General features: G+C 63.1%; 12 protein-coding genes. 4 read left to right on the top strand and 8 right to left on the bottom strand.

Going from position 1 to position 10,845, the window contains the following annotated elements; translation table 11 throughout:
* Positions 1 to 473: GMC oxidoreductase (locus EN993_RS23880; protein WP_245468950.1), on the top strand; the 473-nt coding region annotated here is incomplete at its 5' end.
* Positions 474 to 666: 193 nt separating this feature from the next.
* Positions 667 to 1,287, top strand: a complete 621-nt coding sequence (locus EN993_RS23875; RefSeq protein ID WP_109658827.1) for a DJ-1/PfpI family protein — start codon at positions 667 to 669, stop codon at positions 1,285 to 1,287.
* Positions 1,288 to 1,395: 108 nt separating this feature from the next.
* Here EN993_RS23875 and EN993_RS23870 read toward each other — a convergent pair whose 3' ends face one another.
* From EN993_RS23870 to EN993_RS23860, 3 genes are all read right to left on the bottom strand, one after another.
* On the bottom strand, positions 1,396 to 2,418 hold the full coding sequence (locus EN993_RS23870; protein ID WP_109658828.1) for a fatty acid desaturase: 1,023 nt from the start codon (positions 2,416 to 2,418) through the stop codon (positions 1,396 to 1,398).
* A gap of 213 nt (positions 2,419 to 2,631) precedes the next feature.
* The gene (locus EN993_RS23865) at positions 2,632 to 3,012 is read right to left on the bottom strand and encodes a hypothetical protein (protein ID WP_164548783.1); all 381 of its coding nucleotides are present in this window, start codon (positions 3,010 to 3,012) and stop codon (positions 2,632 to 2,634) included.
* Positions 3,013 to 3,110: 98 nt separating this feature from the next.
* Complete coding sequence (locus tag EN993_RS23860) at positions 3,111 to 3,311, bottom strand: hypothetical protein (RefSeq protein WP_127264984.1); 201 nt, start codon at positions 3,309 to 3,311, stop codon at positions 3,111 to 3,113.
* 237 nt (positions 3,312 to 3,548) lie between these two features.
* On the opposite strand from EN993_RS23860, the gene grpE reads away from it, so the two are divergent.
* Positions 3,549 to 4,184, top strand: a complete 636-nt coding sequence (gene grpE, locus EN993_RS23855; RefSeq protein ID WP_109658831.1) for a nucleotide exchange factor GrpE — start codon at positions 3,549 to 3,551, stop codon at positions 4,182 to 4,184.
* A gap of 119 nt (positions 4,185 to 4,303) precedes the next feature.
* Positions 4,304 to 4,936 (top strand): trimeric intracellular cation channel family protein, encoded by a 633-nt coding sequence (locus EN993_RS23850; RefSeq protein WP_127264983.1) that lies wholly within the window; start codon positions 4,304 to 4,306, stop codon positions 4,934 to 4,936.
* A gap of 72 nt (positions 4,937 to 5,008) precedes the next feature.
* On the opposite strand, the gene EN993_RS23845 is transcribed toward EN993_RS23850, so the two are convergent.
* The 5 genes from EN993_RS23845 to EN993_RS23825 form a co-directional block, all read right to left on the bottom strand.
* The gene (locus EN993_RS23845; RefSeq protein ID WP_164548915.1) at positions 5,009 to 5,884 is read right to left on the bottom strand and encodes a GNAT family N-acetyltransferase; all 876 of its coding nucleotides are present in this window, start codon (positions 5,882 to 5,884) and stop codon (positions 5,009 to 5,011) included.
* Between the two features lie 181 nt (positions 5,885 to 6,065).
* Positions 6,066 to 8,351: a PAS domain-containing hybrid sensor histidine kinase/response regulator gene (locus EN993_RS23840; protein WP_127264982.1), complete on the bottom strand. Its 2,286-nt coding sequence runs from the start codon at positions 8,349 to 8,351 to the stop codon at positions 6,066 to 6,068.
* Between the two features lie 143 nt (positions 8,352 to 8,494).
* Entirely contained in the window at positions 8,495 to 9,484 is a 990-nt protein-coding gene (locus EN993_RS23835) for an MDR family oxidoreductase (protein ID WP_109661143.1), read from the bottom strand.
* A gap of 57 nt (positions 9,485 to 9,541) precedes the next feature.
* Positions 9,542 to 10,039 (bottom strand): signal peptidase II, encoded by a 498-nt coding sequence (gene lspA, locus EN993_RS23830; protein WP_126070539.1) that lies wholly within the window; start codon positions 10,037 to 10,039, stop codon positions 9,542 to 9,544.
* 13 nt (positions 10,040 to 10,052) lie between these two features.
* The coding region (locus EN993_RS23825; protein ID WP_164757778.1) for an RNA methyltransferase at positions 10,053 to 10,845 on the bottom strand (793 nt) is incomplete at its 5' end.

Genomic DNA, 10,845 nt, shown 5'->3' with positions numbered 1-10,845 from the left:
ATATGGGCTATGGCTTCTCATGCCATGTCTGCGTGCTGCGGCCGCAGTCGCGCGGCGAGGTCGGGCTGTCGACGCCAGACCCGCTGGCGCCACCGCGCATCGATCCGCGATTTCTGTCCGACGAACGCGACGCCGAGCTTTTGCTCAAGGGCGCCAGAATGATGCGCGGCATATTGGAGGCGCCGTCGCTGGCCAAATACCGCCACAAGGAAATCTACACCGCCGGCGTTTCGGGCGATGCCGAGCTGATGGCGCATATCCGAGCCCGAGCCGACACGATCTATCACCCGGTCGGCACCTGCAGGATGGGTATCGATGATATGGCGGTGGTCGATCCGCAATTGCGTGTGCGCGGCATGCAGGCCTTGCGTGTCGTCGATGCCTCGGTGATGCCGACGCTGATCGGCGGCAACACCAACGCGCCGACCATCATGATCGCCGAAAAGGCCGCTGACATGATCAAGGCTGCCTGATCAGAATTCTGGTCGAACCAGTGGTGCAGGTTTTGCCTGCTGTGGAATACCCTGTGACGATGCCGGTGCCAATCGACATCAACTGGTCTTACCAATTGTGCGATTTGTGCTTTCCCTTTCGCCATCCTGCCCTTAGGATAGGTTCATTATTTCGTGATCCGAAATAAATATGGCCACAAGGGAGGAACCGGGAATGGCTGGCAAGAAGATACTGATGCTCGTTGGCGAGTTCAGCGAGGAATATGAGATTTTCGTCTTTGAGCAGGCGATGCATGCGGTCGGCCACACCGTGCATGTCGTCTGTCCGGACAAGAAGGCGGGCGATATATTGAAAACGTCGCTGCACGACTTCGAAGGCCACCAGACCTACACGGAAAAGCTCGGCCACGACTACATCCTCAACAAGACGTTTTCCGAGGTGGACCCAGCTGCATACGATGCCGTCTATGCGGCGGGCGGGCGCGGCCCGGAATACATCCGCATCGACAAGCGGGTGCAGGCGCTGGTGCGGCATTTTCACGAGGCCGGCAAGCCGATCTTCACCATCTGCCATGGCGTGCAGATCCTGATTGCTGTCGATGGCGTGGTGCGGGGCCGGGAAGTCGCAGCACTCCATTATTGCGAGCCGGAGGTCACGCTGGCCGGTGGCATCTATATCGACGTCGCACCGACCGGCGCCCATGTCGACGGCAATCTCGTGTCAGCCAAGGGCTGGCCGGGCCTGTCCAACTTCATCCGCGAATGTCTGAAGGTGCTGGGCACCGAGATCCGCCATGGCGAGATCCTGATGCGCGACGAGCGTCAGGCGGCCTGATCCAGGGAATTTGCAAAGCCGCTGCGTCCATGACGCGGCGGTCTTTCTATTTTCTTGTTTTAACGCAATTCCGGACGGAAAACCGTTTCACACTTTTCCTGGAATTGCTTAGGCGGCCGCCCGTGCCTCGCGGAACGACACCAGCTTGCGGCGGTTCTCGTCCCACAACGCCAGTTTGACGCAGCGCAGGCTTTCGAGCAGCGTGACGCGGCCGATGCTGCGCAGTTCGGGATAATCCCGCAGCACTTCCTGCAACCGGTAGCACGGCACCTTGGCGGAGAGGTGGTGGACGTGATGGACACCGATATTGCCGGTAAACCAGTTCAGTACCGGGGGCAGGTCGTAATAGGACGATCCGTGCAGGGCGGCATGCTGGAATTCCCAGTCGGCATCCTTCGCCCATTCCGTTTCCTCGAACTGATGCTGGACGTAGAACAGCCAGATGCCGGCCGAACCGGCGAGGACGACGATCGGCAGATGGACCACCAGGAACGCGCCGGGGCCGACGAACCAGATGAGGACGGCTGCTGCAACCGCGATGCCAAGATTGGTGGTCATCGACGACACCCAGGGCGTCAGGCCGCCGCGCATCATGCCGACGGGCAGCCTTTGCTCGAAGATGAACAGCCAGATCGGCCCGAGCCCGAACATCACCAGCGGGTGGCGATAGAGACGATAGGCAAGGCGGCCTCGCCATGACATTTGCCGGTATTCGGCAACGGTCAGCGTCCTGATGTCGCCCATGCCGCGTTCGTCAAGATTGCCGGCGCTGGCGTGGTGTGTCGCATGAGCGCGCCGCCAGCAGTCGTAGGGCGTCAGCGTCAGGATGCCGAGCGCACGGCCGATCCAGTCGTCCGCGTAGCGATTGGCGAAGAAGGAGCCGTGGCCGCAATCGTGCTGGATCATGAAGATGCGGACCAGAAACCCGGCCGCGGGAAGGATCAGGATCAGTCCCCACCAATGGCCATAGGCATAGGCCGCCGAGGACAGTCCCCAGAGCACGGCGAACGGAATAAGTGTGATGGCGAGTTCCACTGTGCTGCGCCGCCTGTCAGGCTTCTTGTAGCGCGCCAGAATTTTCAGCCAGGCGCGCTTGCTGTTGGCGACCGCCTCAGGGGAAATCATGTTCATCAGGAAGCATAGGCGGGGTACCCCGCCACCGCAAGACAGCAATCACGCAAAATTACTGCGCGTAATTGTCGCGTGGGGGCGGTCGAGCCTGCCATCTCGGGCTCGACCGGCTTGATGATAGATCGCCGCAGTGGCGGGCTTTCAAGCCCGATAATTCAGCAATCGGAAGCCCTAATTGTCGTCTGATCAGCGGCTGCCAGTTCGGGTCAATCTCTATTCGCGATCGAGAACAGGACAGCCGCGCTCGGTGCCGAAAGTCACGCGCACGCGGTCGCCATCCTGTCTGCCGCGGACAACGATCTCCCGGCGGCCGACGGACTCTATCCTTGCCCGGCGGACGCCCATTCGGTCCGCCTTGTCGAGGGCCCGGTCTTCCGTGCAGCCTCGTGATTGACGGCGGTCGCGCCGGTCGTCGCGCCGGGGACCTTCGCAATCGTCATAGGCGGGATCGCAATCTTGCATGAGCTTCAGCCGCGGGCCATGTTTGCCCAATTGCAGCTGCAGATCCTCTGCTTGTGCCGGAAAGGCCACCAAGGTGACGGCGCCGAGGCCGATAAGCGCCGACAGCAATGAGGTGATCGAAACCTTGCGCATTATGTCCTCCATTTGAACCACAACGCATCCATCCTTAGATGGTTCGGTTCTTTCAGGCTATTGCCGATAGAGGTTTGCTGCCAAGATTGGTCGGCGCGTCACTGTCGGCGCAAGCCGACGTCACCGCCCTCCGCGCCGTCCAGGCGGTCGAGTAGCTCTCTGAAGCGGTCGGGAAGGTCGGCCTCGGTGCGGAAGGCCGGCAAGGTGCGCAGAAAGCGCGTCACCGTCTCGGCGCCGAACTGGCGTCTGACCTCGGCGGCCAGCCTTTCTACCTTTTCACCCTTGTTGCGGCTCATCATCTCAAAATCCTGTGTCGGTTTCGAAACTCCTCCAGCAAGGGAATGGTTCCCCCATCACGCCTTTGTGGCAAGCAAAGCCGGCGGTTAGGGTAAAATTTGAATTAAATCGAAATGTCTTGCCTGTCGTTTCCAGCCCTGGCTGATCGCCTCCACAATCGCTTACCCCTTGATTTTTGGCCGCCAAACCTCGATATCGGGCACAAAATCCACACCATTCGAGATTGACGGGAAACGGCGATGAGCGACCAGGCAAAAGACGAACGCGCGCCCGATGAAGTCGAGGCAACCGAGGCCACTGCCGAGCGCACGGAAGGCAGCATCGACGGCGACTATGAAGCCCTTGTGCGGCTGCTGAAGGAAAATGAAGAACTGAAGGACCGCGCGCTTCGCGTGGCGGCCGAGATGGAAAACTTGCGTCGCCGCACGGCGCGCGACGTGCACGACGCGCGCACCTACGCGGTCGCGAATTTCGCTCGCGACATGCTGTCGGTGTCGGACAATCTGCGCCGCGCGCTGGACGCGATTCCCGCCGAGGCCAAGGCGTCTGGTGACGCCGGCTTCAAGGCGCTGATCGAAGGCGTCGACTTGACCGAGCGCGCCATGCTGTCGGCGCTGGAACGGCACGGGGTCAAGAAGCTCGCGCCCGAAGGCGAGAAGTTCGATCCCAATTTCCACCAGGCGATGTTCGAAGTGCCCAATCCGGACGTTCCGGCCAATACCGTGGTCCAGGTTATGCAGCCGGGCTATTCGATCGGCGACCGCGTGCTGCGCCCCGCCATGGTTGGCGTCGCCAAGGGCGGTCCGAAACTTGCCACCGCCGAAGCGCCGGTCGAGCCGGGGCCGGTGAACGAACAGGCTGAGAAGGATGCATGATTAGGGGAGTAAGGCAGTAGGGCAGTAGGGCAGTAGGGAAAAGGGGGACGCACCAAGGGTGCGGCTTCGTGCTAAACATACTGCCTTACTGCCCTATTCCCTTACTCCCCTGGCCTGCCATGAACCCCATCGCGCTTCTCGATTATGCCGGTGTCGCCGTCTTCGCGGCGACCGGGGCGCTTGCGGCTTCGCGCAAGCAACTCGACATTATCGGCTTCCTGTTCCTGGCCAGCGTCACCGGGATAGGCGGCGGCACGCTTCGCGACGTCATCCTCAACCTGCCGGTTTTCTGGGTCGCCAATTCCGGCTATGTGCTGATCTGCGCCGTGGTTGCGGTGCTGGTCTTCTTCAGCGCGCACCGTGTCGAATCGCGCTGGAAATGGCTGCTCTGGCTCGACGCCATCGGGCTCGCCGCCTTTTCGGTGATGGGCGCAGCCAAGGGACTTGCGATTACCGGTTCGCCGGTCGTCTCCGTCGTCACCGGTGTGCTTACCGCCACTTTCGGCGGCATTCTGCGCGACCTCCTTGCCGGCGAGCCATCGGTGCTGCTCAGGCCCGAAATCTACGTCACAGCAGCCCTTGCGGGTGCCGGCCTCTACACACTTGGCGATCTTGCCGGACTGCCGCCGCTCGCCTCGGACCTCGCCGGTTTTGCGGCGGCGTTCCTTGTGCGTGGCGGCGCGCTCAAATTCGGCTGGTCGTTTCCGTCCTACAAGAGCCGACCCGGCCGGCGGCCGGAAGATATTCCGTGAAAAGGAAGCGAATAGGGAATAGCGAATAGCAGTCCGCAGGATTGCGGCGTAACTCCTCGCTATTCGCTAGCGTCAGGCAGCGAAGCGCTGGGCTTCCCCGCCATAATAGTTGACGTAGCGGGCGCCGATTTCCTTGACCGGCATGACGACGAAGACGTCGACCGTCGAGAATTCGCGGTCGATGACGCAGCCGTCACCGATGCGGGCACCGACGCGCAGGTAGCCCTTGACCAAAGGCGGCATCGCAGCGATCGCCGCCTTGGTATTGACGGCCTCGATCGGCATCAGATCCATCGAGCAGTAGCGCCCGGACACGGCGCGCACGTCCCAGGCCGAATTCGTCCGGCAGTGGTGGGCGAGGTAGGTGAGCGCCTCCGCGTGCGCTGCCGGCACGGTGCCGTGAAAGGACGCGCAGCCGGTCATCACGCCGATTTCGTAATGGTTGATATAGGCCCAGATGCCTTGCCACAGCGCCTCGATGGTGCGCTTCGAGCGGTATTCCGGCAAAACGCAGGAGCGGCCGAGCTCGAGAAAACGCTGGCCGGGGTGACGGGCTATGAGCTTGGTCAGCTCAAATTCACCTTCCGAATAGAACCCTCCGGCCGTGGCCGCGATTTCTTGCCGCAGCAGCCGATACGTGCCGACGATGCGGCGATGTTCGGGACCGGAAAGCGTGGTGTCCAAAACCAGCAGATGGTCGCAGAGCGGATCGAACCGGTCAGCGTCACGGCGGTCATGGGCCCGGAACAGGTCCTTCTTGGCGCCAAGTTCGTCGTAGAACACCCGGTAGCGCACTTCCTGCGCGGCCGCGATCTCGGCCTCGTTGCGAGCGAGCCGCACTTCAAGATTGCCTATACGGCCCAGTGCCGCGCCCTTTATGACGGAATCGACGTTACGTCCGGCAAGCAAGGCGCTGCTGGCGTTCGGCCGAGTGTCACATTCCGGCATAACTGTATGCACGAGTGATTCTCCTTCGAGCCATCCCTCTTGGCACGGGGATACGGTGTAGGTGCAACAGGATTGTGACAGTACCGTGATACGCCGTTGTGGGCAATACTTCGTCGGCTGGCGAATACGATCAACCGGCTACGTTTAAGTGATCGCGCGGCGTGAAATGGGCGGTGGAAGCTCAGGCCGCGACGACCTGTCCCTCTACGGCATTGACCAGCGCCTGAGGGTCGAGCGGCTTGGTGACAAAGCCGCTGGCGCCATGGGCCAACACCGCATGGCGGGTTTTTTCCTGGCTGTCGGCAGACAGCACCATGATCGGCACCGGCGACACGGCGGTCTCTTCCTCATGGCGGCGGATGGCGGCAATCGCGTCCAGCCCGTCCATGACCGGCATATGCAGATCCATCAAGACCACGTCGAAGCGGTCCCTGTGCCCGGCGCCGGTGACGGCCTCGACGGCGGCCTTGCCATTGCCGACCACCTTGACGCGATGCCCGGCCTTCAACAGCGTGGCGCGGGCCAGCATGGCGTTGATGTCATTGTCCTCGGCGATCAGCACCGACAGGCCCCGCTGGCGGTTGCCGACGGCGCGCATCGTCGGTGCGCCGCGCTTTTCGGGCTGCGGCTGGGCGAGGCTGGCGGCATGGCTGCTCAACAGCACACGCAGAAGCGTTCCGCCACGCACCGGCCTGGCCAGGAAGGTTGCGTAGCCACTGGCGCGGAACTCGCCGAGCATGCCGCGGTCGGTCGGCGCGATCAGCGTGATGGCCTCGCAGTCGGAGAAACCGCTCTGGCGCAGGCGTTTGAGCAGCCTTCCATCGCTTTCTTCCATGGCCGCATCGACCAGAATCACATCGCAGCCGGCGGCGAAGGGTGCGGCCTGTGCGGCGGCGGTTGCGACGTCAACCGCGCCGCCATTGGCGCGGATGGTGCGGGCGATGGCGTCGGCCTCGACGGCGTTTTTCGACAGGATCACCGCGCGCCTGCCCAAGAGCGCGTTCTGGCGGCCCTGCGGCGCTTCGGTGGCTGCTATCGCCGGGATTTCGAAGACGAACTCGGATCCTTGGCCGAGCCGGCTGGATACCGAGATCGTGCCGCCCATGGCGGCCACCAGGCGCCTGGAGATGGCAAGGCCGAGGCCGGCCCCGCCATGCGTGCGCGTCGACGTGCCGTCGGCCTGCTCGAACTCCTCGAAAATGCGATCCAGGTCCTCATCATGCAGGCCCGGACCGGTATCGGCGATGGTGAAGCATACGCGGTCGCTGGTTTCGGTGCGCGCGCGTGCGATGCTCACCAACACGCCGCCGCTGTCGGTGAATTTGATGGCGTTGCCGATAAGGTTGAGCAGCACCTGCCTGACCTTGCCCGGATCGGCGGTGATCAACTGCGGCACGTCGGGTTCGACATGGCAGCCCAGCCCGATACGCTTGGCGAAGGCGCGCGCGGCCAGCAATTCGATGATGTTGTCGGCGATCTCGCGCACCGACATCGGCTGCGGCTCCGGGTCGAAGCGCCCGGCTTCGATCTTGGAGTAGTCGAGAAGATCCTCGATCAGGGCAAGCAATGCGCTGGCCGAGGTCGAGACAGCGCCGACATAGGTCTGCTGCTCCGGCGACAGGCTGGTGTCGGCCAGCAACCTGGCCATGCCCATGATGCCGTTCATCGGCGTGCGAATTTCATGGCTGACGGTGGCGAGGAAGCGTGATTTGGCCTGGCTGGCATATTCGGCCCGCTCGCGTGCGGTGATCAGCGAGGATTCGGCGCGTTTGCGGGCGGTGATGTCGCGAGCGATCGCGCGATGCGAAACAGCATCGCTGTCCTTGTCACGCACCGACAGTTCGATCCACGAGAACCAACGCGGGCCGCTCGGCGTACTGATGGCGACATCGGTGGAACTCAGGCACTCATGGTCGGAAAAGGCGGCATCGGGAACGATACCGACCTCGATGCCGAGTTCCGCCAGGGTCTTGCCGGCAAGGTCGCGTTGATCGATTTCGACCAGATCGGCGAAGACCTTGTTGGCATAGACGATATAGCCATCGCGGTCGCGATGGATGACGAGATCACCAAGCGCGTCGATCAGGCCGCGAAAGCGCTCATCGCTCTCCTGCATTTCCCACATGCGGTCGGCCAGCGTCTCGATCTCGGCGCGGCTGCGGGCAGTGGTTTCGTCAAGAAGGGCGGCGGTGCGGTGTTCGCTCCGCCTGGCGCGCAGATGCACGGCAAGGCCGGCAAGGCCGGTTGCCAGCAATGCGATGCTGATGAAGATGGGTGCCCCGGTCAGATGCGCCAGGCCGGCCACCACCACGATGGCGACGAATGTCAGAAAGGGCAGGCCTTCGCGCCTGGAGAATTCCGGCTCGGGCACCAGCGACGGCGCGGCGACAAAGCGCCGCGTCGACGTCGGCGCCGCATCGACGTCGTCGCCAGTGTCCGCCTGTTGGCTGCCGGATTCCGCGATCATGCGAAATCCTTGCCAGACAGAGATTATGGAAAATTGCGGCGGATCGTTCGAATTTTAGCGGATGAACGCTTTTTGCCGAAGCAGGTGCGGATTTGCCGCCGGACATGGCGATTTCCGTCCGCCTTCTCCGGCAGTCGAGCGGCTCACATGTCCACGACGACGCGCCCGCGGATCTTGCCGTCGACGATGTCGCGCGCGGCATCGATGATGCCGTCAAAACCGATGGTCCTGGACAGGCTGGCGAGCTTTTGCAGATCGAGCTCGGTGCCGATGCGGCGCCATGCCTCGAGCCGGACTGCCTTCGGCGCCATCACCGAATCGATGCCCAGCAATGAGACGCCGCGCAGGATGAAGGGGGCGACGCTCGTCGGCAGGTCCATGCCGCCGGCCAGGCCGCAGGCGGCGACCGCGCCGCCATAGGAGGTCATCGAGAGCACATTGGCCAGCGTGTGGCTACCGACGGCGTCGACGCCGCCAGCCCAGCGCTCCTTGGCCAGCGGCTTGGCCGGCTGGGCAAGCTCGTCGCGCGATATCACTTCGGCGGCGCCAAGGTTGATCAAATAGGGGCTTTCGGCATTGCGGCCGGTGGAGGCAATGACATGGTAGCCGAGGCTGGACAGGATCGAGACCGCGACCGAGCCGACGCCGCCGGCCGCCCCTGTCACCACCACCGGGCCGCGATCGGGCAGGATGCCGTGGCGCTCCAGGGCCATGACGCAGAGCATCGCGGTGTAGCCTGCGGTGCCGACGGCCATCGCGTCATGCGGGCTGATGCCATCGGGGAGCGGCACCAGCCAGTCGCCCTTGACACGGGCGCGGCCGGCGTAGGCGCCGAAATGGGTTTCGCCGACGCCCCAGCCGTTCAGGATGACCTTGTCGCCAGCGCGCCAGTCGGGATGGGAAGACGAGATGACGGTGCCGGCGAAATCGATGCCCGGCACCAGCGGCCAGCGGCGGATCACCGGCGCCTTGCCTGTGATCGCCAGACCATCCTTGTAGTTCACCGTCGTCGCCTCGACCGCGACGGTGACATCGCCTTCCATCAGGTCGGCGTCAGTGAGATCGGTCACGGTTACCGACTGCTTTTTCTCGGTGTCACGCGAAACGAGGATGGCTTTGAAGGTTTCGGACATCTCTTTCTCCGCGATCTTGTTTGGCGACATGAACTGTGCGGCGATGGCTGCACGGGGTCAATCTTTGGAAGACTTGGCGTTTGAAGGCTTGGGCTCGCGCCGCCAGCCGAACAGTTCATCGAAGACGACCAGTGCCGCACCCACCGAGATGAAGGCGTCGGCAAGGTTGAAGACGGCGAAGGACCAGACCGGCGTGTGGAACAGGATGTAGTCGATGACGTGGCCGTAGACGGCGCGGTCGATCAGATTGCCGAGCGCGCCGCCGACGATCAGCGCAAAGCCGGTGCGGGCAAGGATCTGGGACGGTGCGATCCGTGTCGCCAGGAACAGCACGAAGGCAACGACCGCAAGCGAAATGACGATCAGCCCGGTGTCGCCAAAGGACGAGAACATCGAGAAGGCGATGCCGGTGTTGTAGGTGCGAAACAGCGCCAGGAAGGGTACCAGATCGAGCTTTTCCTGAAAGGCGAGACCAGTCTCGACCAGGTGTTTTATCCACTGGTCAAGCGCGATGGCCGCGACGACGAGCAGCGCGTAGGGAGACCATGATTTCACGGGCAGGCAACCTTCATTGCTGGTCCACGATTGGTTCGAGCTTCAGCGCGCCGCGCCGGATCTCGAACAGCATGATGCCGGTGGCGACGGCCAGATTGAGCGAATCGGCACGGCCCGCTTGCGGAATCCGGAGCAGCCTGTCGCAACTCGCAGCCAGGCTTTCGGGCAGTCCCTGCTGCTCGTTGCCCATCATCAGCAGCACCGGGCCGCGGGAAAAATCGACCGAGCGGTAGTCGACGGCGCCTTTCAGGTGGGTGCCGGCGACGAGGCCTGAAAACCCGCCTCGCCAGGCAAGGAAAGCCTCGGTTGTCGCCTTGGCCACCGGCACGGCAAAGATCGAACCCATTGTGGCGCGCACCGTCTCCACCGAAAAAGGATCGGTGGTGTCGCCGACCAGGATGACGCCCTTGGCGCCGACGGCATCGATGGTGCGGATGACGGTGCCGAGATTACCGGGATCGCGCACCCGGTCGAGCGCCACCCAGACGTCGCCATTGTCAGCGCGGACATCCTTCAAGGCCAGGAATTTTTGCGAAAAGACGCCGACCACCATTTGCGGATTGTCGCGACGGGTGATGGCGACGAGCACCTTTTCCGACACTTCCAGCACCATGCCGCCGGCGGCAACCGTGCGTGCCGCGACCTTTTCCACCGCCGCGTTGCCGCGCCCGGCCTTGGCGAAAACCAATGTCCTGATGTGCCAGCCGAGATCGAGCGCATCGATGACCAGTTTCAGTCCCTCGGCCATGAAGGCGTTCTGCTGGTCGCGGAATTTCTTCTGCGCGAGGGCCTTGATATCCTTGACC

Origin of the sequence: Mesorhizobium sp. M7D.F.Ca.US.004.01.2.1 (assembly GCF_003997785.1) — a bacterium.
Classification (GTDB): Bacteria; Pseudomonadota; Alphaproteobacteria; order Rhizobiales; family Rhizobiaceae; genus Mesorhizobium; species Mesorhizobium loti.
Note: the sequence above shows the minus strand (reverse complement) of the source record. Positions and strands in the feature narration are given on the sequence as shown.

Coding starts and splice junctions, on each gene's coding strand:
- EN993_RS23875 (WP_109658827.1), top strand. CDS start 667: ATGGCTGGCAAGAAGATACTGATGCTCGTTGGCGAGTTCAGCGAGGAA.
- EN993_RS23850 (WP_127264983.1), top strand. CDS start 4,304: ATGAACCCCATCGCGCTTCTCGATTATGCCGGTGTCGCCGTCTTCGCG.
- EN993_RS23865 (WP_164548783.1), bottom strand. CDS start 3,012: ATGCGCAAGGTTTCGATCACCTCATTGCTGTCGGCGCTTATCGGCCTC.
- EN993_RS23840 (WP_127264982.1), bottom strand. CDS start 8,351: ATGATCGCGGAATCCGGCAGCCAACAGGCGGACACTGGCGACGACGTC.
- EN993_RS23860 (WP_127264984.1), bottom strand. CDS start 3,311: ATGATGAGCCGCAACAAGGGTGAAAAGGTAGAAAGGCTGGCCGCCGAG.
- grpE (WP_109658831.1), top strand. CDS start 3,549: ATGAGCGACCAGGCAAAAGACGAACGCGCGCCCGATGAAGTCGAGGCA.
- EN993_RS23845 (WP_164548915.1), bottom strand. CDS start 5,884: ATGCCGGAATGTGACACTCGGCCGAACGCCAGCAGCGCCTTGCTTGCC.
- EN993_RS23870 (WP_109658828.1), bottom strand. CDS start 2,418: ATGAACATGATTTCCCCTGAGGCGGTCGCCAACAGCAAGCGCGCCTGG.
- EN993_RS23835 (WP_109661143.1), bottom strand. CDS start 9,484: ATGTCCGAAACCTTCAAAGCCATCCTCGTTTCGCGTGACACCGAGAAA.